The sequence below is a fragment of the Pedococcus sp. P2_A3 genome (genome assembly GCF_056405035.1).
On sequence record NZ_JBFUCW010000010.1, the window covers coordinates 56,011 to 77,887 of the forward strand.

The window sequence follows — 21,877 nt, forward strand, 5'->3', positions numbered from 1 at the left end:
GTGGTCCGATTGCTCGGAGGTCCTGCGATGCCTGAACGCCCCGGCAGCCGACTCGCCCAGCGGCCCCTGCACTTCTTCATCTTGGCTGACTGTTCCGGGTCGATGGCCAGCGACGGGAAGATGCGGGCGCTCAACGCGGCGATCCGCGAGGCGCTGCCGCACCTGAGCGAGGTCGCCGACGGCAACCCCCACGCAGACCTGCTGGTGCGGTGCATCGCGTTCGGCACCGGGGCCCGCTGGCACGTCGAGACCCCGACACCGGTGGACGAGCTGGTCTGGGACGACCTGGGCAGCGGCGGCTACACCGACCTCAGCGCCGGTCTCGACCTGCTCAGGTCCGTCCTGACCGTGCCCCCGATGGAGAGCCGTGCCCTGCCACCGGCGATCGTGCTGATCTCCGACGGCATGCCGACGGACGAGTACCTCGAGTCCCTGGAGCGGCTCGAGGCCGAGCCCTGGGGGGCGCGCAGCGTCCGGATCGCGGTGGGGATCGGGCGGGACGCCGACCACGGGATGTTGGTGCGGTTCATGGGCGACCCCGATGCGGAGCCGATCCGGGCGAACAACCCCGAGGACCTCGTCGCGGCCATCCGGTGGGCGTCGACCCACGTGTCACGCGTCGCCTCGGCGCTCGCCCCGGCCACCCCCGAGCCGGTGTTCAGCAGGGCTCCCCACGCGGCGGCAGCCGACGCGTCCGAGGTGGTCTGGTGAACCGAGGGGCGACCGCGTGGGTGGCCGAGGGCGCGAGTCGTCGCGGCTCCTCCCACGAGCGCACGGGCGCCCCCAACCAGGACGCGTATGCCGTGCAGCGCGTCGGCGCGTCCGTCGTGGCGGCGGTGGCGGACGGTCACGGCGGTCGTCGATACGTGCGCAGCCAGGTGGGGTCGACCATGGCCGTGCGGTTGGCCACCGAGATCGGGGTCGAGCTCCTGTCCACCCGACGTCCCGACGCCTCGGCGGCGGCCCGCGCCCTGCCCGCCCGACTGGTGCCTGCGTGGCGCGCGGCAGTGGACGAGCACTACCGGCAGCACCCGCTGACCGCCGACGAGGCGGAGCGGGCCGGTGGAGAACTGCCCGACCCGGCGATCCTCTACGGCGCCACCCTCATCGTGGCGTTGGCTGCGGACGACGTGGTCGCGGTCGCCCAGATCGGGGACGGAAGCGCGCTGGGGGCGGCTCCACAGCGCGTCGACCACTTGGTACCCGGCGACGACCGGCTGGTCGCGAACGAGACGACCAGCCTTTGCCTCCCCACAGCCCTGGCCGACTTTCGTTGGGGCACAGCGCATTTCGACAGCGGATCAGCGATCCTCCTGTCCACGGACGGGTACGGCAACTCGTTCGCCAGCGAGGGCTGGGAGGACGAGGTGATGTCCGACCTGGTCGGCGAGCTGGACTCCCACGGCTTCGACGAGGTCGCGGGGTCGCTGGAGAGCTGGGCCGCTGACTCGGCCGCCGTCGGCGGCGACGACGTCACCCTGGTCCTCCTCTCACGGACGTCCGCCGGCACCAGCAGGCGCACTCCCGGATGGCTCGGCATGGGCGCGCTGGCCGTCCTCGCCGTGGCCGCTGCGACCGTCGTGGGGTTGGCGGCCAGGGGCGATACCCCGACCCCTCGCGAGACGCCCGTCGTGGCCACCACCACCTCGATGTCGACGACCGGTGCGAGTGGCAGCGCCACGTCGAGCGCGACCGCCTCGGCCCACCCCACAGGGTCGAGCGCCCCCGCCCAGTCGATCGACGCCCGCGTGACCACCACCACGTCGACCGCCAGCCGGACCCCCAGCCGGACCCCGAGCCGGACCACCACCAGCGCGCCGGTACAGACCCCGGCACAGGGCGCCTCCTCCACGCCTCACGGCGTGGCGGGCAAGCGAAAGGGCAACGGGTCATGAGCAGCCTCGTCGTCACCACCCCGGAGGGACGGACGGTCCACGAGCCCGGCACCACCGTGTCGATCGGACGTGACCACGACTGCACGATCCGCCTCGACTCGCCGGTGGTCTCGCGCCACCACGGGGTCTTCGAGTCCGCCAGCGGCTCGTGGACGTTCCGAGACGAGTCCAGCTCGCTCGGCAGCTGGGTCGCAGGACAGCGCGTGCGCGAGCTCACCTTGTCCACGGCCGACGTGATCGTGCTGGGCCAGGGGGAGAAGGCCGTCACCGTCCGGGTCGAGACACAGACGTTGGCGCAACGACCCGGCGGACCCCTGGTGTCCGACCCGGCACTCGACGCGGCCACCCTGACGGCCGGCGACGAGCTGCTGCTCGAGTGTGCCGGCCAGTCCTGCCGCCTGGCCGCCGGGCAGACGGCGGTCGTGGGCCGGGCCGACGACGCGACGATCGTGTCCCACAACCCGCGGGTCTCACGCCACCACCTCGAGGTGCGCCACACCGGAGCCGAGTGGGAGGTGGTGGACACCGGCAGCACCGGCGGGGTCTTCGCCCAGGGCCAACGCGTGACCCGCATCGCGGTCAGCGGCACGGTCGAGGTCATGCTCGGCGACCCTGATGTCGGTGAGCGCCTCGTCGTGTCCAGCCAGGCGTCACCTGGGAAGCAGCGCCGCAGCGACCCGCTCGGCGGGCTCGGGACGCTGGTGCGCAGCCAGCGCAGGACCGTGGCAGCAGTCGCAGCCGCTGCGCTCGTCGTGGTCGGCCTCGGAGGCTGGGCCCTCGCACGCGCGGTCTCCGGGCCGACCGAGCCCGACCTCGACCGGCTGGCCCGGGCGACCGTGCGGGTCGTCACCGACAGTGGGAGCGGGTCGGGCACGGTGATCGACGCCGAGCGCGGACTGATCCTCACCAACGCCCACGTGGCGGCTCCGGACGCTCCCGGGCAGGGTGTCGTCCAGGGTGAGCTCGGTCAGTCGCTCACCCCGTCACCGAAGTCGCTCAGCATCGCCGTCTCCGGCGGTCGCGACCGTCCAGCCGTGGCGAGGTACCGCGCCGAGGTGGCTGCCGCGGACGGCTACCTCGACCTCGCGGTCCTGCGGATCAGCACCGACGACCAGGGCAAGGCGCTCTCGGACGGCGCGCTCCGGGACCTGGTCGACCTGGAGCTGGCGCGCTCGGCAGACGTCCGCTCGGCCGACCCGGTCTGGGTGGTCGGGTTCCCCGGACTGGCGCAGTCCGACGCCGCCACCTACACCCGCGGGGTGATCTCGGGCACGGTCCACGACAAGCGGCTCAAGGGCGCCGTGTCCCTGTTCAACAGCGACGCCCGGCTCAACCCCGGCAACTCGGGGGGACTCGCCGCCGACGCCCAAGGACGGATCATCGCGGTGCCCACCCTCAACAAGCACACGCGCGAGGACAGCCTGCTCGCCGGCCTGGTGCCGGTCGACCTCGCCCGACCCCTGATCGAGGCAGCCGTGAGCGGGCGCCCGTACACGAGCCCCTGGGTGGCCGCAGACACCGAGGGCGCCGTCACCAGCCTGACGCTCGGCCCACCCGGGAGCTCGCCGGGGATCGCGCAAGGATGTGTGTCCTCCGAGGCTCGCAGCACCAGTCGACTCCTGGGTGTCCTCGTCAGCTACCGCGACCTGTCCGACCTTCCCCACCAGGACTGGCTGGTGGTGGTCACCCGCACGTCGGGCAATACCGAGCGACTGGGGCGGGTCTCGACCGGCGAGCAGTGGCCGCTCAAGCTCCCGACCGAAGGGTGCTTCACCGCCACCGTCGACATCGGTGAGCCGCTCAGCCCCGGCACCTACAGCATCGAGATCGGGCTGGGCGCCAACCACAAGCGGATCGCCACCCTGACCTACACGCTGTCATGACCGACCGGTCTCGGCTCCTGCTCCTGGGCCCGGTGGACCTACGGGTCGGCGACACGTCCCTGGTCCTCGGCGCCCCGCGTCACCGTGCGCTGCTGGCACTGTTGGCGCTCGCGGCAGGGCGGGTCAAACCCGTCACCGCGATCATCGACGAGCTCTGGGGCGACGACCCACCTTCGACGGTCGTCAACGTCGTGCAGGTGTATGTCGCGAGCCTCCGCAAGGTGCTCGCGCCCGCCGGACTCACGGCATCCCTGGTGACGCAGGCGCCCGGGTACCGCCTGATGCTCCCGCCGGGGACCGTGGACGTCGAGCTCTTCGACGAGGACCGGCGAGCGGGCGCACGACGCGAGGCCCGCGGCGACCTCCACGGCGCCGCCGCGGCATACCGCAGCGCCCTCGACCAGTGGCGCGGGACCGCGCTGTCCGACCTCGACTTCGCGCCCTTCGTCGCCGTCGAGAGGCGTCAGCTCGAGGAGGCGCGGCTCGCTGCCGTCCTGGGCTGGCTGCGGTGCCTGACGGCCTTGGGGATGCACGACGAGGCGCTGCCGGCTGTCGAGCGGGAGCTGGCAGCCAACCCCCTCCACGAGGAGCTGTGGGGACTGCGCGCCACGCTGCAGTACCAAGGGGGCCGGCAGTCGGACGCCCTGACCACGCTGCGGCGGGCCAGACGCCTGCTGTCCACTGAGCTGGGGGTCGACCCCGGTCCGGGTCTGGTGGAGGTCGAGCGGCGGATCCTCGCCCAGGACCCCACGCTCGCCCGGGTCGCCAGGCGGGCGCCCTCGGGGTCGGCGGTGACGCACGTCGCCACGAGTGCCTCCGGGGGCTTCGCGGTGGTCCTGCCCGACGGTCGTCGTCTGGTGCTGGGCCGGCGAGGAGCGGTCGTGGGGCGCCACCCTGACTGCGAGATCGTCCTGGACCACCGCGACGTCAGCCGCACCCACGCGAGGATCACCGCCACCACCCGGGGTCACACCATCGAGGACCTCGGGTCCACCAACGGAACCGCCGTCAACGGCGAACGCGTCGTGCCCGGGCCCGAGGGCAGGCCCCTCTCCCACGGCGACCGCATCGAGATCGGCCCGCTGATCGTGCGCTACGAGGCCGGCTCGGGCGCGAGCTCCTGATCCCGGCGGGACGGCTCGACGAGTCTCGTCACCTGCACGAGCTCGGCGCGCCCCCCGGCCACCAGGAATCCACGGCCCTGCACCATGGGCACGACGGTGGCGGGCAGCCTGACCTCCGCTGCCATCGCCGCCTCCGGCGTGGGCACCAGCAGCAGCGCGACGCGCAGGCTGGCGAGGTAACGAGCCCACCCGTCGAAGAGCCGGGCCCAGTCCGCGGTCCGTGCGGCGACCACGGAGCGCAGCTCGGTGCCGCGAGCATCCCGCAGCAGCCGGTCGAGCCGCTCGCCGGCCGACACGGACGCGCCGATCGCCTCGGCGTCGTCGATCACGAGGACGACCGGTGCGGTGCTCGACTCGACCGCCGTCAGGAGGTCGTCCAGCTCCTCAGGGCTTTGGGCGAGGGCGATCCGACGCGGCAGGGACGCCCACGCACCGGCCGATCCGCGGCGACGGGAGACGACCGCGAGGACCCGGCTCGGGTCCTCGACCAGGAGGCGAGCGGCGACGGTCCGCAGCGCCGTCGTGCGGCCGGTGAGCGACTCCCCCAACACGACCAGATGGGGTCCGTGGCGAGGACCGAGCCACACCGGCGAGGCGTCATCGCCGCCCACGCCGATCGGCACCTGGCCTGTCGGCCACGTGTCACGGCGGGTCGTGGCCTCCTCACAGTGGTCGGAGGGCAGCCGCACGAGGAGGCGCGGTCGTCCGTCCACGTCGGCGTCGTCCGGCCGCCGGAGGCTCACCTGGTTGACCACCTGGACCTCGTGGCCACCGCGGACCAGGGCACGACCGGGGAGGTCCTCGGGCAGCTCGGCGGGACTGAGGCGCACGTCGACCACCGCGTAGTCCACCGCCTCCGGCTGTCGCAGCAGGAGCTTCGTCTGGAAGTGGGAGGCCAGGGTCAGGCGCAGGTCGTTGACCTGTCCGCAGGTCATCACGACGTGGACGCCGAGGCTCCGTCCTTGGGCGACGAGGCTGAGCAGCTGGTCGTTGAGCCGGTCCTGGAGGATCGGCTGGCTGGCCTCCCGGAAGGTCGGGTAGTCGTCGACGACGAGCACCACCCGCGCATCGACCGAGGCGTCGAAGCCGTGTTCCCGGCGCTGCTCGACGACCCGACCCACCCGGTCGACCAGACCAGCCAGCAGCTCCAGGTCGTGGACCCCTGCGTATCCGCCGGTGTGGGGCAGGTCCACGACCTCTCGCAGGCTTCCGCGCCCGTCGATGACGTAGAGGTGGAGCAACCGCGGCGGTCGGGCAGCCACCAGCTCGGCAATGATCCGTCGAACCGCCGTGGTGCGGCCCGAACGGAAGACGCCGCTCACCAGGACGTTCGTCAGGGCGAGGTCGACGTCGTAGGGACGCTGTCGCGCCGACTCCGGTTCGTCGAGCAGGCCCAGCCGCACCGTGAGCCCGTCCTTGCCGGCTGGTCCGGCCTGGGCGAGGGCTGGGTCGTCGGCGGCCAGGTCGCCGGTGAGGGGGGCGATCCAGAGGGAGGGCGGCGCCGCAGCGGCGAGCGCAGCGTGCGCGACCTTCGCCTCCGACACCAGTCGGTCGAGCTCGGTCCGGGCGGGCAGCCCGCCGCCGCCGTCCCACCGCCAGGTGGAGGGCGCCGGTTCGCCGAACGGGGACACCCGCACCTCCACCGGCCCGGAGGTGGCGCTCCCGATCGTGACCCGCGCGGTCTGGAACGCGACCAGGCTGCGCTCGGCCCCGCGCCGGAGGTAGGCGCGTCCGGGAGCGTCGTTGGGGATCTGGGCGGCGTCGCGCGAACCCAGCACCTCCATGGACTCCGCGTCGTTGACCACGCGCAGGCAGAGCCAGATGTTCGTGTTCGCGCGGATCGCCGGGGTGATCACCCCTCCCGGCGACTGGGTGGCCAGCAGGAGGTGGATGCCGAGGCTTCTCCCTTGTGCCGCAATGGCATCCAGCCTCGGCTTCACGCGCGGCTGCTCGGTGACCAGCAGCGCGAACTCGTCGATGACCACCAGCAGCGTGGGCATCGCAGGAGCCCCCACGAGCCTCTCGTAGGCCGCGAGATCCGGCACGCCGTGCTCCGCGAGCACCCTTTTGCGGCGGGCGATCTCGGCGTCCAGCGAGGTGAAGGCTCGCTCTGACAGGCGCTCGGAACCATCGAGGTCCGTCACATAGCCCACCACGTGGGGAAGCTGCTCGAGGGAGGCGAAGGTGGCTCCCCCCTTGAAGTCGATGAGGAAGAGCACCAGGCGCTCGGGAGGGTGCTGCGCGACCAGCGAACCGAGGAACGACAGCAGCAGCTCGCTCTTCCCCGATCCGGTGGTGCCCGCGATGATCCCGTGCGGGCCGTCACGTCGGAGGTCGACCGAGACCGGCCGCCCCTGGTCGTCGGCACCGAAGACGCTCTCGACGCCGGGCCCGGCGTCGAGCCACCGGTCACCCACGGTCACCGAGTCGGAGAGGCCCGAGAGCTCGAGGACGCCACGGGAGCCGGCCGCCCCCAGTCCCTGCGACCTCGGGTCACGCAACCGCCCGAGGCCCACCGCGACGCGGGCGGCGGCTTCCGGGTCGACCATCACCGCCGTGAACGGCCCCATCGGGCCGTCCTCCCACAGCCCTTCGGACACCACCGCGAGGGACGACGACGCCGTGCACACCACCTCGCACTCCGGGGGCAGGGCTCGCGCATCGTCGTCCAGCACCAGCACCAGGCCGCCCGCTGCGGTGACCGCACGGATGGCATCGATGACGGCAGGGTGCCCAGAGCTCCCCTGCCCGACCACCAGCAGCAGGCGCGCGTCTCCGCTCCCGTGACCGGAAGGATCCAGCCGGAGCGCGACCGCGAGGTCGCCGGCGTCGACGGCCCCCGTCGCGAGGAGCCTCGTCGCCGCACGCGACACGTGCGGCAGCCATCGCACCCACCGCCAGTCGGGGCCAGCGCCGACGACGACGATCCTCAGCACCGAGGGCGCGTGGAGGACAGCGGCCTCGAGCACTGCCGAGCTGGCCATGCCGGTCACCACGGGCCGGGGTCCGGCGAGTCCGACGACTCCCGCGGGCGGTGAGACGATCGGGACGTCCGGCGTCGAGGAGTGGTGGTCGCGGCACGCGGCCAGCTCATCGGCATACCGTCCACTGGTGGGGCGCCGGGCCCCGGACCCGGTGACCTTCGCCGCGCGAGCGCGTGCGCCGGTGCCCAGGCGCAGCCTGAGGAAGTCCGCGTCACCCGGCCGGCGCTCCCAGAGGCGGGGCCCCTGCGTCGCCACCCAGGCCGCCAGCTCGGGACGGTCGGGGCTGAGGGCCCGGAGGGTCTGGGCCTGGGTGCGCCCGATCTCCTCAAGGCGTTCGTCCAGGCGCCCGAGCTCGGTGTGGAAGGTCTTGACGCCGTGCTTGCGCCTGGACTGGTCGCCGAGGATCCCGAAACCGATCGTCGCCAGGCCGGCCAGCGCCGCCACCCCTGCGAAGAGCATGGCCGCCGGGTAACGGATCGCCACCACTCCTGCGGCCAGGACCGCCACCAGCCCCGCGGCGACCTGCCAGCCCACGCCACGACCGGACAGCTCGGTGCCCTCGGGCAGGTCGGGGGCGGCCACCTCCACGACGGGTGGCGGTGTCGTCGACCTCGGCGGGGTGTTGACGGTCGTGTCGGGCGGCTCGGCGAAGAGCCGGTCACCCGCGTCGGCGTGCGGGGCTCGGTCCTCGTCGAACGCCGCGACGGTCAGGAGGTCGCCGCGCCGGATCGGCACGGACCCCCAGGTGTCGTCGTTGCGCAGCAGCGCCCCGTCCTCCTCCCGGTACAGGCACCACGCGGTCCGCGGGCCCGCGGTGAGGGCGAGGTATGCCGCGAGGGAAGCGGCCACGTCGCGCACCGACGCCTGGTCGGGGGCGGCGAGGACGACGGCCTGGACGGCCGCCGCGGTCTCCGACCGGACCTGGACCTCGGACGCGGGCGCTCGTCCTCGTCGGGCCGAGGCGACCGAGATGACCGTTCGCGAACGCCCCAGCGTGAGGGTGTCGCCGGGGAGCAGCGCCCTCGTCCCGTGCACTCGTTGGCCGTTCACCTTGGTGCCGTTGAACGAGTCGAGGTCGGCCAGCAGGAGCCCGTCAGCGGTGGGGGTCACGGTCGCGTGCCGCCGCGAGACGCTGGCGTCATCGAGGAAGAGGTCGCTCGTGCGCTCGCGCCCCAGGAGCACCTCACCCCGGACGGGCAGCCGCGCCACCTCCACTCCCTGGTGCGTGGCCACCAGCAGGGCACCGTCGGTGCTGGGCGGCGCCGCCCGCACCTCGAGGACGACGGCAGTCGACTCCCCGAAGGCGACCCGGCCACCCGGACGCACCAGCACGGGCGCGCTGACCGTGCGGGCGTCGACGAGGGTGCCGGTGCGCGAGCCGGTGTCGACGACGAGCAGACCCCCGTCGCGGGGTTCGACCAGCGCATGCCGCCGCGACACGGACGGGTCGGTCAGACGGAGCTCGGCTTCCTGACCTCGCCCCACCACGACACGTTCGAGGACGGGCCGGACGAGTCCCGCATCCGGACCGGACACGAATCGGAGCAGCAGCCGACCGCTCATCGCCACCTCTCGCAGGGTCGTCACGACGCAGGGTCGCAGCGACGGGGTCTGTCGACGCCGAGGCCGTCCCTGAAGGGAATCCCCAATCGACCGGCCGCGGAGCCGTCGGCGGGATGAGGGTCTACTCCCCCTTTTGTCGGATTCCCCGCGGTGCCACCTGTGCTCGACTTCGCACAGACCTTCCGGCCGACGCACCGGCTGGAAGAGTCCGAGGAGCCGCAGATGGGACCCATGACTGAGCGAGAGCCTCACGACGTGGCAGCGGACCGCTGACATGCGCGAGGCAGACGAAGGGCTCGCCCGCGCGCTGCGTGGTGTCCTCGCCGACCACGGACGACGGGTGAGCGAGCACCCCGAGCGCGTGCGCGCCCTGCTCTCCGACGCCCTCGGTGCGCGGTCCCGGGAGTGGCGTGCCGACATCGATGCCCTGGTGATGGCCGCCGAGGAACGCGTCCCCGCCACCGTCACCGATGCGGTCACCGACACCGGCCTGGATGGTGACGACGAAGCCCTCGTGCGGGCCCTGACCCACCGCGGCCTGACGGTCGAGCTGGCCCGGGGGGCGATCGACCTCTGGCGGTCGGTGCTGACCGACGGCGCGGCGTCCACGACCCGGCCGCGAACGCCCGTGGCCTGGGAGCGGCCAGCGGCCGCCGCACCACCGGTGACCGAGGCTCCCCCGACCGCCGCCCCTCCACCGTCCACTCCACCCCCCGCCCCCGCGCCCGTTGCCGTCCCCGCGACGAACCCAGCCCTCCCGACGAGTCGGCCGGGGATGGCGCGGCCCGCCACCGCCGAGGCCGCTGCACCCACCGAAATCCCGCTGAACGGTGACGCGACCGCCGGGGTGGGTATCGGGGTGCTCCCCGGTGCGACCACTGGTGCCCGCACGGGGCCGGCCCTCGGGGCAGCCCACGACAGGACTCCCGGCTCGCCCCCACCGACCACGCCCCCACCGACCACGGCCCCACCGACCACGGCCCCACCGACCACGGCCCCACCGACCACGGCCCCACCGACCGCGCCCCTACCGCCCGCGTCGTCGGCGCCGAAGGTCGTCACCATGAGCCGTGGCCGGGCGGCCGGCCTCGGCGCGGCCGCCCTCGTCGCGGCCGTGGTCGCCGGCGGGGTCGGCGCTCGCCAGCTGGACCCGCCACCCAGGGCCGCCCTCGTGGCCGCGACACCCACGACCACTCCGTCGACGGTCACGAGCACCTCGGTGGAGACCGTCACCGTCACCGCCCCGCCCAAGGTGGTGAGGTCCACCGTGGTGATCGACGCGACCAAGCTGCGGGCAGTCAACCTGAGCGGCAACACCATGACCTACGTGACGTTCCCGGGCTCCGCCGGGTGCGTCCTGAAACCCAAGAGGGGCACCGCCTACCGCGCCTGCTCCACGTGGGACTACGTCGAGGCGACCGGCTCCGTGAAGAGCTGGAAGATCACCTCGGCCAGGGTCATCGCCGGCACGGGCACGGCCTCCGGTGAGGGCAAGCGCCTGAACTACTACTACAACCGCAACGGTCCTTACACGGCCAAGGTCCGCTACACGATCGAGGGCGGCGGGTACTTCAGCACCGGGGTCTACACCTTCCAGGTGCAGTGCAACCCGAGCTTCGTCTGCAAGCAGAGCCTCCCGTTGTGACGCGGCCACCGCGTGCCCTCACTCCGAGCCTTCAGCGCCTCTTCAGCGCCTCCCGGTTTCCTCGTTCCATCCACCCCCGGCACACCGTCGGGACTGACACAAGGAGCACACCATGGCCATCGCCGGCGACCTCGAGCAGCTCATGACCCTTCAGCAGGTCTTCACCCGCAACAGCCAGTCGGTGGAGGAGCTCAGCTCCTCCATCCGCTCGCAGCTGCAGAACACGCGGTGGGAGGGCCCCGCCGCCGACCGGTTCCGCTCCGCCTGGAACACCGAGTTCGAGACGGCTCTCCGCCGGCTCGGCGAGGCACTGTCCGACTGCTCGTCTGAGGTGAGCCGCCGCCGCGAGGCGCTCGCCCAGGCCGGTAGCTGAACCGCCCACGGACATGTCCCTCACCGGGATCGCCGAGGACCCCGTCGCGCTGCGTGGCACTGCCGCGCAGCTGCGGCGCGAGGCCGACGTCGTGGTCTCCGCCGCCCGCTCGACCTCCCACCGAGCCGCCGGCATGGGCTACGCCGGTCCCTCCGCTGACGTCTTCCGCACCGGCATCACCGCCGCGGGCGCGGCCTCCGAGCAGATCGGGGCACGCCTCATGGAGCTGGCCCAGTGGCTCGAGACCTGCGCCGTGCAGGCCGAGGCGGAGATCGCGGCCCGCCGTGCGGCGGGCCTGCCGTGACCACCACCGAGAGCAGGTCGACCCCGCGGACCACCTGGTCGGGGGTCGACGTGCTGTACCTGACGGCTGGTGGGGACTCGGCGGTCACGCTCTGGACCATCCCCACGACGCCCTCTGCCCCTGTGCTCCCCGACGCACTCCGGGAGCTGGCCGCGCGCCACGCAGCGGCCGTGCAGGAGGCCGGCGACTGGCAGCCCGGCGACCTCACCGAGCACCCGGACGGCGTCGGGGGGTCCTACCTCACCCGCCGGTTCACCTCGACCGGCGACGGGTCGTCGTTCGCCACGGGCGCGTACTTCCCGAGCCAGGGGGGCATCGCGGTGGCCATGGTGGTGGACCCCGTCGGTGGCGACGGCAGCGAGCTCGTCGCCGACCTGGTGAGCGCCAACCGCGCCCGGTTCCTGCTCACCGCAGAGGACGTCCTGGCCCTGGCCGAGACCACTGGCCTGGCGGCTCCGCCCGTCAGCCCCACGGCATACCCCTCCGACGCGTCGGAGGCAGTACGTCACGCGGCGCACCAAGCGGCGCGCGGCTCGCTGCACGCCCGCGGGCTGCTCGCATCCGAAGGCGACCAGCTCGTGCCCGTCGCCGAGCTCCACGCCGCCCTCAGGCTCCTGCTGAACGGTGACCGGACGCTGCTCGTGTCGCGGGTGGGCGCCGGTGGGGTCCACTCCACCGCGCTGGTGGGCGGGCGCGAGGGCGTCGTGGCGACGCTGGGCCCGGGCACGCCGGGCCTGCTGGAGCTCTCCACCGACAGCTCCAGCCAGGCGGTGGCGAGGTATGCCGCGTCGCTGGCACCGCGCGGTGGTGTCGGCACCGAGGGGATGGCGCCCTTCACGGTGCGCCTCGACGACGTCAAGGGTTGCGTGGGCAGGGAGACCGGACCCGAACAGCTCCGAGGCGCCCAGTCGATGATCTCCGTGCGTGGCCTCCGTCGCCGCGGCGACGACACCGCCACCTTCGAGGCCAACTGGGTCGAGGACGCCTCCGGACGGCTGTGGTCGGTCTCCGCTGGGGAGGACCTCGGGTCGGCCGTCCTGGCGCCGGCCGACCCCGACGGGGTGGCCGACGGCCTGGCGGCCGCCCTCGACTTCAGCGCCCCTTAAGCGCCACCGGGTTTCCTGAGGACACCATCGAAGGAGGAGACCATGAACGACTGGATCTGGTTGGACCCGCAGGAGCTCGCGAGCGCGGGCGTGCTGCTCCGGGACGTCTCGCAGGAGCTGATCGACAGCACGAGCCGCACCCGCTCCGCCTGTTGCGTCACGGGCCTCGGTCGTCACGCCGGCCCCCTCATGGGCGAGGCGGAGACGGTGGCGGCCCAGGTCGAGAAGGTCACCGAGGTCTACCTCCGGCTGGCGATCGACATCCTGCAGCGGGCGATCGCCACGATCCAGGAGCAACAGATGGCGTCCGCGGTGGGGAGCGTCGGCTCGGTCTCCACGGCGATCATCGGSGGCACGACCGTCGGCGGGYTCGTCGTCGGGGACGCCTCCCCCGTCTCCACCGCCGTCATCGGCGGCACGACCGTCGGCGGGCTCGTCGTCGGGGACGCCTCCCCCGTCTCCACGGCCGTCATCGGCGGCACGACCGTCGGCGGGTTCGTCATCGACACCGGCTCCTGGCTGGGGCCGATGACCACGACCATCGGCGGCACCGGCTACTACCACGGCGGCGGAAGCGGTCTGGGTGGCGCGGCGATGATCCTCGCGCAGGCAGCGGACAACTCCATGCAGAGGCAGAGGGTTCTCCTCGACCGGCTCCGGAACTCCGGTGGCGGCGCGGGCAGCAATGACCTCGGCACCCAGATGCTGATCAAGATGAACAACGACGCCATGCTCAAGAACATCAGCGACAACGAGGTCAAGATGGCGGCCAGCCAGCCCTTCGCGGGCATCGTGCAGGCCGAGGCTGCCGACAAGATCGACTTCGGCGGTCGGGCGCAGAAGATCCTGGACGACCAGTACTACGAGAAGAAGCGCAACGGCCTCATCTGAACCTCAGGCGTGGCCGTCCCCGGTCTCAGGCGTGGCCATCGAACAGGCTCGTCACCGAGCCGTCCTCGAAGACCTCCTGGATGGCGCGGCTGATCAGGGGCGCGATCGACAGCACGGTCAGCTTGTCGAACTCGTGGGCCTCGTCGATCGGCAGCGTGTTGGTGACGATCACCTCGGAGGCGCTGCAGTTCTTGAGCCGGTCGATCGCCGGGCCGGAGAGGATCGCGTGGGTGGCCGCGATGACCACGCCCGCCGCCCCGTCGGCCATCAGGGCGTCGGCGGCCTTGGTGATGGTGCCACCGGTGTCGATCATGTCGTCGACCAGCACGCAGACCCGGCCCTTGACCTCACCGACGACGCGGTTGGCCACGCTCTCGTTGGGGCGGTTGATGTCTCGCGTCTTGTGGATGAACGCCAGCGGCGCTCCCCCGAGCCGCTGCGACCACTGCTCGGCGACCTTGATCCGGCCGGCGTCCGGCGAGACGACGGCGAGCTTCTCGTGGCCGTACTTCTCCACGACCCGGTCGGCCAGGATCGGCAGCGCCATCAGGTGGTCGACCGGTCCGTCGAAGAAGCCCTGGATCTGCGCGGTGTGCAGGTCGACCGCCATCAGCCGGTTGGCCCCGGCGGTCTTGAACAGGTCGGCCATCAGCCGGGCCGAGATCGGCTCACGGCCGCGGTGCTTCTTGTCCTGGCGGGCGTAACCGTAGAACGGGAGCACGACCGTGATCCGCTTGGCGCTGGCGCGCTTGAGCGCGTCGATCATGATGAGCTGCTCCATGATCGCCTCGTTGATCGGCGTCGTGTGGCTCTGGATGACGAACGCGTCGGACCCGCGCACCGACTCCTCGTAGCGCACGTAGATCTCGCCGTTGGCGAAGTCGTAGGCACTGGTCGGGACGAGGTTGGTGCCGAGCATGCTGGCGACCTCCTCGGCGAGCTCGGGGTTGGCCCGCCCCGAGAAGACCATGAGGTTCTTCTCGGTGGTCCTGAGGATGCCGGTCACGCCTGGGCCTGCCCTTCGCTGGAGTCATCGGTATGCCGTGTCGTCGCCTTGGTTGCGTCGCCCGCCTGGGCGGCCGAGGAGGGTGCCGCCGGTGCCGCCGGCGCTGCCCCTGCCGCCTGCGCCGCCTCGGCGGTCTTGGTGCCGGCGCGGGCCCGGGCGACCCAGCCGTCGATGTTGCGCTGTCGTCCGCGGGCCACCGCGATCTGGCCGGGCTCGACGTCGCCGGTCAGTGCGGAGCCGGCGCCGACGTAGGCGCCGTCGGCGATGTTCACCGGCGCGATGAGGACGGTGTCGGACCCGACGAAGCTGTGCCGGCCCACGGTCGTGTGGTGCTTCGCCACCCCGTCGTAGTTGGCGAAGATGGTGCCAGCCCCGATGTTGGCGCCTTCCCCGATCGTGGCGTCACCGGCATACGTGAGGTGCGGGACCTTGGCGCCTGCGCCGATCTTGGCGTTCTTCGTCTCGACGAAACCGCCGATCTTGCCCTTGGCGCCGAGCTCGGTGCCGGGGCGCAGGTAGGAGAACGGCCCGACGGTGGCGCCCTCGCCGATGACGGCCAGCAGGGCCTCCGTGCGCTTGACCTCTGCGGCCGCCCCGACCTCGGTGTCGGTGAGCGTGGTGTCGGGGCCGATGGTGGCGCGCTCCCCGATCGTCGTGGCGCCCAGCAGCTGGGTACCGGGGAGGATGGTCGCGTCGCGGCCGATGGTCACGTCGGTGTCGATCCACGTGGTGTCGGGGTCGACGATCGTCACGCCCTCGCGCATCCAGCGTTCGGTGGTGCGGCGGTTCAGCTCCTTGCCAAGTCGTGCGAGCTGCACCCGGTCGTTGACGCCCTCGGTCTGCCAGAGGTCGGCGATGAGGTGGGCACTGACCCGGCCACCGGCCTTGCGGGCGATGGCGAGGACGTCGGTCAGGTACTTCTCGCCCTGGACGTTGTCGGTGCCGACCTGCCCGAGGGCCTCGACGAGGACTGCGGCGTCGAACGCGTAGATCCCGGAGTTGATCTCGGTGATCGCGCGCTGCTCGTCGGTCGCGTCCTTCTGCTCGACGATCCCTTCGACGCCACCGTCGGCGCCCCGCAGGATCCGGCCGTACCCGGTCGGGTCGTCGAGGTGGGCGGTGATGACGGTGACCGCGCTCTCGGTTGCCACGTGCGCCTCCACCAGCGCCTGGAGGGTGTCGCCGGCCAGCAGCGGCGTGTCGCCGTAGGTCACGAGCACGGTGCCCTGCAGGTCCTGCGGGAGCGCCTCGAGGGCGCACTCCGTGGCCCGGCCGGTGCCCTTGACCTCGTCCTGGTCGGCGATCACGGCCTGCGGGTCGACCTCGGCGACGTGCGCAGCCACGAGGTCTCGCTCGTGGCGGACCACTACCGCGAGGTGCTCGGGGCTGACGGCCCGGGCCGCCGCGATCGCGTGGCCGACCAGCGTCCGGCCGCCGATCCGGTGCAGGACCTTGGGGGTCGAGGACTTCATCCGGGTGCCCTCACCAGCGGCGAGGACGATGACTGCGGCAAGGCGGTGCGAGCCGGTGGGGGTGTTCACGCGCGAGGCTCCAGCGATCTGGTCGGGTGCGACGGGACGGGCGTCATGCTACCCGCCAGTCGCACCGCGTTCGTCCCGCGGTCATCTACCCCGAGTCGGGGCAAAACACCACGACACGCACCCGCACTCATACCGAGGGTGGAGGTGGCAGTCGCCCTTCGACGCGATCCGGTTCTCCGTTGCCGTGGCGACACTGGAGTTCCGTCTCAGGGAACGTTTGGAAGGGGAGTCATGAGGACCGTCACCATCAACCGGTGGACCTTGCCGGCAGCAGGAGCCGCCTTGGTCGCCGCAGCGGCGATCGCCATCAGCATGGGTCCGGCGCAGGCCGCCGACACCATGACCGTGCACGTCAAGCAGGCCAGCATCGCCGATCACGCAGCCGATTGCCCGGACGGCGTCATCGGCGCCCACTTCATCATCAACCAGATCTCCTCGGGCCCGGCCTCGATCAACGTCTCGCTCGCCGACGGCAGCTCGCAGACCGTGGCCAAGTCCAAGCAGACCCTCTCGGTCGCCCACTACGACGCCTGGTTCACCGGCACCCTGGTCAAGGACGCCACGGCTGTCGTCCCGAGCACCTGGACCGGCCAGTTCGTGCTGTCCAACTACTACTGCGGACCCAGCACGTCGACCACGTCGAGCTCCTCCAGCTCCTCGAGCTCCAGCTCGTCCTCACAGCCGACGAGCTGAGCCGACCGCCTGCTGTCACGGCAGGTCAGCACCCCCACAGCGAAGGGCCCGACCACCACCTCGTCCACGTCGAGGACGGGAGGTCGGGCCCTTCCCTGCGTGCCGGCGTGGGCGCGGTCTGCGGTCCCGGTCAGGACGCGACGGTGGGCGTCTGGGGCTGGGGGGTCGGGGCGGCGGACCGGGCGCCGGCGACGCTCTCGGACGGCATGAGGATCCAGAGGATCGGGTAGATGAGGATCTGGCTGCCGGGGATCACCATGAGCAGCAGCACGAACAGGATCCGCGCGGGCCACGGCGCGATGCCGAACCGGCGACCGAGGCCGGAGGCGACGCCGCCGAGGACGCGCTCGTCACGCGGTCGGACCAGGCCCTGCTGGGCGAAGCTCGAGTGGATGTCGTTCATGGGTGGAGCACTTCCTTCGGTTGGCGTCAGGGGCTTTCCCTGACACCTCAAGAGTGCTCGGCGACGACGCCGCTGCCCATCGGGTGCGCCCCTGACCCGACCCCGGTTGTCGCCCTGGGGTCTCAGGGTCCCGGTCGATGAAAACCCGCCGGGGATGACCGGCGGGTTTACCTCGAACCGGGAGGAGCCGCGAGCTCCCCGGGTAGGAATCGAACCTACGTCGCTTGTCCTGATTCAAAGTCAGGCGGGCCCTGCCAGCAGACCAACCGGGGAACGCCCCACGGAAGGGACCGCGGGGACCTGCCAAGGGTAGCCAAGCACGCGGCATACCCCGGCATCGCGGGCCACGGCGCTGGGCGGCGACCCCGTGAGCGGCGGCCGCACACGATGACAACCTACGAATCCGTAGGTTACGGTTTCGTAAGTTGACGATGCCCCAGGCGACCACGAAGGAAGGTTCCCCGGCGATGACCACCGCAACCCCCTCGGCCCAACCCACTCCCGCGCCCCAGCCCTCGGCGACACCGCCCCCCGCGACCATCGAGCCCGAGCTGAAGCGCGGGGGTGAACAGGTCGCCCTGGCGCTGTTCATCGGCATCCCGTTCCTCGCCCTGCTGGCGGCCATCCCGGTGGCCTGGGGCTGGGGGCTGGGGTGGCACGACATCGTCATCTTCGTCGTGATGTACGCGATCGCGGGGCACGGCATCACGGTCGGCTACCACCGCCACTTCACGCACGGCTCGTTCAAGGCCAACCGTGGCCTGAAGATCGCGCTCGCCGTCGCGGGGTCGATGGCCATCCAGGGACCCGTCGTGCGGTGGGTCGCCGACCACCGCCGCCACCACGCCTTCTCCGACCGCGAGGGCGACCCGCACAGCCCGTGGCGCTACGGCGAGACGATCCCAGCGCTGGCCAAGGGCCTCTGGTGGGCGCACACCGGGTGGCTCTTCGACGTCGAGCAGACCCCTCGGAGCAAGTACGCCCCCGACCTGATCGCCGACCAGGACCTCCAGAAGGTCGACCACGCCTTCCCCCTGATCGTCGCGGGATCGATGCTGCTCCCGGCGCTGATCGGTGGGCTCTGGTCGATGAGCTGGCAGGGCGCCGTGACCGCGTTCTTCTGGGCATCGCTCGTGCGCGTCTCACTGCTGCACCACGTGACCTGGTCGATCAACTCGATCTGCCACACCATCGGGGAGCGGCCGTTCAAGAGCCGCGACAAGTCGGGCAACGTCTGGTGGCTGGCCTTCCTGTCGATGGGTGAGTCGTGGCACAACCTGCACCATGCCGACCCGACCTGCGCCCGCCACGGCGTCGAGAAGGGGCAGATCGACTCGACGGCACGGGTCATCTGGGCCTTCGAGAAGCTCGGCTGGGCCACGGATGTGCGGTGGCCGGTCGCCAAGCGGATCGATGCCCGACGGGTCGCGGCCTGACGCTGCCGGTCAGGGCGACGTCGTCAGCATGCGCCGGAACGCCACGACCTCCGGCGCCTGCCAGTCGAGGTGGTCGTTGCGCCACCCCTCGAGGTCGCGGAACTGCTTGCTGTCATTGGCCATCGCGTGACCGATGACGTCTTCGTCACGGATCGCGAACCGCCGCTGCAGGTCCTCCACGAGGGCGACCCCCGCCGCTGCCTGGGCCGGGCGCCGCAGCACCTGCTGGGTGGCCCACCGCGGGTCGTGACCGTGTGAGGACTGCACGAACTCGATCCCGATCGCGACGTGGTTGAGCCCGACCGTGTGGCGGCACATCACGGTCGGGGGCACGAGCTCGTGGATCGTGCCGTCCTGGTCGACGACGTAGTGGGCACAGGTGCCCGGCTCCTCGCCCCGGTTGGGTTGGTCGGCCTCGAAGAGCGAGCGGACCGACGCGTAGGTGTCGCTCTCGCTGTAGTGCAGCACGATGAGCGAGGGGCGCAGGGCAGCCGTGTGGGTGCCGTAGTGGCGTGCCGCGTATGCCGCCGTCTCCGCCCTTCGCCTGGCCCCGAAGGTCAGGTGGTCGGTCACGATCCGCGGCGCGGCGGGCACGCCCAGGGCCGGCCGTGCCGGGGTCCCGATCGGCCTGGGGTTCTGTGTCGCAGCCGTGGTGACCACGGACGTGGGACTCGGCGCCACCTCGTCGTGGCCGGACTCGAGCCAGTCGCGGGTCGCCGACTCGGCTCGCCCCAGCAACCCCTCGTCGAGGGCCAGGCCGAGCACCAGCAGGGCGACCACGGCGGTAGCCGCCATCGCGACGCGCCTGGCTCCCCCGGCATCCCTGGCTCTGCCCTTCACGACCACCACGCTACGCACGAGGCATGATGGACCGCGTGACCGACGCCCGCGAGAAGTCCCCGCCCCCGAGCTCCCGCTCCCGCATGACGGGCAAGCAACGCCGCGAGCAGCTCATCGAGGTCGGCCGGAAACTGTTCGCGGACAAGGGTTTCGAGGGCACGACGGTCGAGGAGATCGCGGCCAAGGCGAGCGTCTCGAAGCCGGTGGTCTACGAGCACTTCGGCGGCAAGGAGGGCTTGTATGCCGTCGTCGTCGACCGCGAGATCGCGGCCCTCCTCGGCGGCATCACCGGCGCCCTGAGCGCCGAGCTCAACAGCCGCGAGACCCTCGAACGCGCTGCGGGCGCCCTGCTCGACTACATCGAGCGCAACACCGACGGGTTCCGGATCCTCGTGCGCGACAGCCCCGCCGGGCAGTCCACCGGGTCCTTCGCGAGCCTCATCTCCGACGTCGCCAGCCAGGTCGAGCACATCCTCGCGGCGGAGTTCAAGCGCCGACGGCTCGACCCGAAGACCGCTCCCCTCTATGCCCAGATGCTCGTCGGCATGGTCGCCCTCACCGGCCAGTGGTGGCTCGACTCGCGCAAGATGAAGAAGGCCGACGTCGCTGCACACCTGGTCAACCTCGCCTGGAACGGCTTGGCCGGTCTCGAGAAGAAGCCCACCCTCGTCACCGCGGACTAACCTGACGGGATGCGCTCATTCCTGGTCACCGACGCGGTCCGCGACTACTCCGCCGCGCACAGCTCCTGGCAGCCCGACCCGGTGGTGCGCGAGCTGCAGGAGCGCACCCGCGCCCTCGGCGGCCCCGCCGGGATGCAGATCGGCGACGACCAGGGGCAGCTCCTGACCATGCTCACGCACCTGGTCGGCGCCCGCGTGGCTGTCGAGGTGGGCACGTTCACCGGCTACTCGAGCCTCTGCATCGCGCGCGGGCTGGCCGAGGGCGGCACGCTGGTGTGCTGCGACATCAGCGAGGAGTGGACCGCGATCGGACGGGAGGCGTGGCGGGCCGCCGGCGTGGCCGACCGCATCGACCTGCGCATCGCGCCCGCACTCGACACGCTCCGGTCCCTGCCGAACGACCTCGCGGTCGACCTCGTCTTCATCGACGCCGACAAGGGCGGGTACGCCGACTACTGGTCCGAGCTGGTGCCCCGGGTGCGCCCCGGCGGCCTGCTCCTGGCCGACAACGTGCTGTGGAGCGGAGAGATCGTCGATGACGAGAAGTCGGGCGACAACCTCGACGCGCTCCGGGCGTTCAACGACCTCGTCGCCGCCGACGAGCGGGTCGAGGTGGTCGTGCTGACTGCCTTTGACGGACTGACCATCGCCCGCAAGCTCTGACGCGTCCTTCGCTCCTCACCGCTCGGCACGGTCCGGACGGTGGCCCACCACGAAGATGCGACGGAACGGGAAGATCACGCCCATCGAGGTCCGGGGGTATGCCGCGCGCAGCCTCGCGTCGTAGTCCGCCAGGAACGCCTCGCGCCGGGTCTCGTCGGTGAGGGCCTCGAGCACCGGACGGAGGCCCGTCCCGCGCACCCACTCCAGCACCGGGTTGGCCTGCTGCGCCTCCGGATCGAGGATGTGCTGGTAGGTCGTCTCCCAGCCATCGACCTCGAGTCCGACACTCCCGAGCAGCTCGACGTACGCCGACGGCTGCTCGACGGCCAGGCGGTCGAGCGCCGGTCGCAGCAGCTCGGCATCGGGATGGTCGCGGGCGACCTCGCGCATCAGCGCGTGTGAGGGGGCGTCGAGGTTGCCCGGCACCTGCATCGCGAGCCATCCTCCGGGCGCCAGGGCACCGGCCCACGCGGTCAGGAGGTCCAGGTGGCTCGGCACCCACTGCAGCGTCGCATTCGTGACGATGACATCGGGCTGGGCGCCCAGCGTTCCCGGATCCCATTGCGCCACATCGGATTCCACCCACTCGACCGCCCCGGCGGTGTCGAGTGACCGCGCCGCGTCGAGCATCTGGGGGGAGTGGTCGACCCCGACGATGCGCGCGTCGGGCCAGCGCTCGGCCAGCGAGAGCGTCAGGGGTCCATTGCCACAGCCGAGGTCGACGACGACCTCGGGGTTGACCGCCCCCACCCTGGCCATGAGGTCACCGAACGGCCGGGACCGGTGGTCGGAGAACCTGGCGTACTGCTGGGGATCCCACGTGGTGCTCATGGAAGCGACCTCT

Annotated in this window: 19 protein-coding genes and 1 tRNA gene; 13 read left to right on the forward strand and 7 right to left on the reverse strand. The window is 72.0% G+C overall.

The genetic code is table 11. The features are described from left to right. The first annotated feature begins 27 nt into the window (after nucleotides 1–27). Genes AC1DX8_RS10030 through AC1DX8_RS10045 form a run of 4 tightly spaced genes read left to right on the forward strand, consistent with a single transcriptional unit; the run spans nucleotide 28 to nucleotide 4,902 of the window. Complete coding sequence (locus tag AC1DX8_RS10030) at nucleotides 28–711, forward strand: vWA domain-containing protein (RefSeq protein ID WP_477629780.1); 684 nt, start codon at nucleotides 28–30, stop codon at nucleotides 709–711. Next, on the forward strand, nucleotides 708–1,895 hold the full coding sequence (locus AC1DX8_RS10035) for a PP2C family serine/threonine-protein phosphatase (protein ID WP_477629781.1): 1,188 nt from the start codon (nucleotides 708–710) through the stop codon (nucleotides 1,893–1,895). The genes AC1DX8_RS10030 and AC1DX8_RS10035 overlap by 4 nt, the downstream gene beginning before the upstream one ends. After that, nucleotides 1,892–3,778: an FHA domain-containing protein gene (locus AC1DX8_RS10040; RefSeq protein WP_477629782.1), complete on the forward strand. Its 1,887-nt coding sequence runs from the start codon at nucleotides 1,892–1,894 to the stop codon at nucleotides 3,776–3,778. Before AC1DX8_RS10035 ends, AC1DX8_RS10040 begins: the two co-directional genes overlap by 4 nt. After that, nucleotides 3,775–4,902, forward strand: coding sequence for a BTAD domain-containing putative transcriptional regulator (locus AC1DX8_RS10045; protein WP_477629783.1), 1,128 nt, complete (start codon nucleotides 3,775–3,777; stop codon nucleotides 4,900–4,902). The genes AC1DX8_RS10040 and AC1DX8_RS10045 overlap by 4 nt, the downstream gene beginning before the upstream one ends. Here the strand turns inward: AC1DX8_RS10045 and AC1DX8_RS10050 are convergent. Continuing rightward, on the reverse strand, nucleotides 4,872–9,473 hold the full coding sequence (locus AC1DX8_RS10050) for an FtsK/SpoIIIE domain-containing protein (RefSeq protein WP_477629784.1): 4,602 nt from the start codon (nucleotides 9,471–9,473) through the stop codon (nucleotides 4,872–4,874). The two genes, AC1DX8_RS10045 and AC1DX8_RS10050, sit on opposite strands and share 31 nt — an antisense overlap. A gap of 250 nt (nucleotides 9,474–9,723) precedes the next feature. Between AC1DX8_RS10050 and AC1DX8_RS10055 the strand changes: the two genes are divergently transcribed. The 5 genes from AC1DX8_RS10055 (at nucleotide 9,724) to AC1DX8_RS10075 (ending at nucleotide 13,768) form a co-directional block, all read left to right on the forward strand. Beyond that, nucleotides 9,724–11,094 carry a hypothetical protein gene (locus tag AC1DX8_RS10055; protein ID WP_477629785.1) on the forward strand — a complete coding sequence of 457 codons (1,371 nt, stop codon included), beginning with the start codon at nucleotides 9,724–9,726 and terminating at the stop codon, nucleotides 11,092–11,094. A gap of 112 nt (nucleotides 11,095–11,206) precedes the next feature. Continuing rightward, nucleotides 11,207–11,467 carry a WXG100 family type VII secretion target gene (locus AC1DX8_RS10060; RefSeq protein ID WP_091785385.1) on the forward strand — a complete coding sequence of 87 codons (261 nt, stop codon included), beginning with the start codon at nucleotides 11,207–11,209 and terminating at the stop codon, nucleotides 11,465–11,467. A 13-nt stretch (nucleotides 11,468–11,480) separates the two neighbouring features. After that, nucleotides 11,481–11,771, forward strand: a complete 291-nt coding sequence (locus AC1DX8_RS10065; RefSeq protein ID WP_477629786.1) for a hypothetical protein — start codon at nucleotides 11,481–11,483, stop codon at nucleotides 11,769–11,771. After that, nucleotides 11,768–12,877 carry a hypothetical protein gene (locus AC1DX8_RS10070; protein ID WP_477629787.1) on the forward strand — a complete coding sequence of 370 codons (1,110 nt, stop codon included), beginning with the start codon at nucleotides 11,768–11,770 and terminating at the stop codon, nucleotides 12,875–12,877. The genes AC1DX8_RS10065 and AC1DX8_RS10070 overlap by 4 nt, the downstream gene beginning before the upstream one ends. 42 nt (nucleotides 12,878–12,919) lie before the next feature. Then, nucleotides 12,920–13,768 (forward strand): hypothetical protein, encoded by an 849-nt coding sequence (locus AC1DX8_RS10075; RefSeq protein WP_477629788.1) that lies wholly within the window; start codon nucleotides 12,920–12,922, stop codon nucleotides 13,766–13,768. A 25-nt stretch (nucleotides 13,769–13,793) separates the two neighbouring features. On the opposite strand, the gene AC1DX8_RS10080 is transcribed toward AC1DX8_RS10075, so the two are convergent. Both AC1DX8_RS10080 and glmU read right to left on the reverse strand, forming a co-directional pair. Continuing rightward, nucleotides 13,794–14,774 (reverse strand): ribose-phosphate diphosphokinase, encoded by a 981-nt coding sequence (locus AC1DX8_RS10080; protein WP_477629789.1) that lies wholly within the window; start codon nucleotides 14,772–14,774, stop codon nucleotides 13,794–13,796. Beyond that, nucleotides 14,771–16,246: a bifunctional UDP-N-acetylglucosamine diphosphorylase/glucosamine-1-phosphate N-acetyltransferase GlmU gene (gene glmU / locus AC1DX8_RS10085; protein ID WP_477629851.1), complete on the reverse strand. Its 1,476-nt coding sequence runs from the start codon at nucleotides 16,244–16,246 to the stop codon at nucleotides 14,771–14,773. Before glmU ends, AC1DX8_RS10080 begins: the two co-directional genes overlap by 4 nt. Before the next feature lie 300 nt (nucleotides 16,247–16,546). On the opposite strand from glmU, the gene AC1DX8_RS10090 reads away from it, so the two are divergent. After that, nucleotides 16,547–17,008: a hypothetical protein gene (locus AC1DX8_RS10090; RefSeq protein WP_477629790.1), complete on the forward strand. Its 462-nt coding sequence runs from the start codon at nucleotides 16,547–16,549 to the stop codon at nucleotides 17,006–17,008. A gap of 130 nt (nucleotides 17,009–17,138) precedes the next feature. Here AC1DX8_RS10090 and AC1DX8_RS10095 read toward each other — a convergent pair whose 3' ends face one another. Together AC1DX8_RS10095 and AC1DX8_RS10100 are read right to left on the reverse strand one after the other, a co-directional pair. After that, nucleotides 17,139–17,411, reverse strand: a complete 273-nt coding sequence (locus AC1DX8_RS10095) for a PspC domain-containing protein (RefSeq protein WP_477629791.1) — start codon at nucleotides 17,409–17,411, stop codon at nucleotides 17,139–17,141. Between the two features lie 194 nt (nucleotides 17,412–17,605). After that, nucleotides 17,606–17,684, reverse strand: a tRNA-Gln gene (locus tag AC1DX8_RS10100). 194 nt (nucleotides 17,685–17,878) lie between these two features. Between AC1DX8_RS10100 and AC1DX8_RS10105 the strand changes: the two genes are divergently transcribed. Beyond that, complete coding sequence (locus AC1DX8_RS10105) at nucleotides 17,879–18,847, forward strand: acyl-CoA desaturase (protein ID WP_477629792.1); 969 nt, start codon at nucleotides 17,879–17,881, stop codon at nucleotides 18,845–18,847. A 9-nt stretch (nucleotides 18,848–18,856) separates the two neighbouring features. Here the strand turns inward: AC1DX8_RS10105 and AC1DX8_RS10110 are convergent, their stop codons facing one another. Next, on the reverse strand, nucleotides 18,857–19,687 hold the full coding sequence (locus tag AC1DX8_RS10110; RefSeq protein ID WP_477629793.1) for a peptidoglycan recognition protein family protein: 831 nt from the start codon (nucleotides 19,685–19,687) through the stop codon (nucleotides 18,857–18,859). Nucleotides 19,688–19,770: 83 nt separating this feature from the next. Here AC1DX8_RS10110 and AC1DX8_RS10115 point away from each other — a divergent pair, with 83 nt between their 5' ends. Then, a complete protein-coding gene (locus tag AC1DX8_RS10115; protein ID WP_477629852.1) occupies nucleotides 19,771–20,370 on the forward strand; it encodes a TetR/AcrR family transcriptional regulator in 600 nt (199 codons plus the stop codon). 9 nt (nucleotides 20,371–20,379) lie between these two features. Further along, nucleotides 20,380–21,033: an O-methyltransferase gene (locus tag AC1DX8_RS10120; RefSeq protein WP_477629794.1), complete on the forward strand. Its 654-nt coding sequence runs from the start codon at nucleotides 20,380–20,382 to the stop codon at nucleotides 21,031–21,033. Nucleotides 21,034–21,048: 15 nt separating this feature from the next. Here AC1DX8_RS10120 and AC1DX8_RS10125 read toward each other — a convergent pair whose 3' ends face one another. Continuing rightward, a complete protein-coding gene (locus AC1DX8_RS10125) occupies nucleotides 21,049–21,864 on the reverse strand; it encodes a methyltransferase domain-containing protein (protein ID WP_477629795.1) in 816 nt (271 codons plus the stop codon). Between the last annotated feature and the right edge of the window lie 13 nt (nucleotides 21,865–21,877).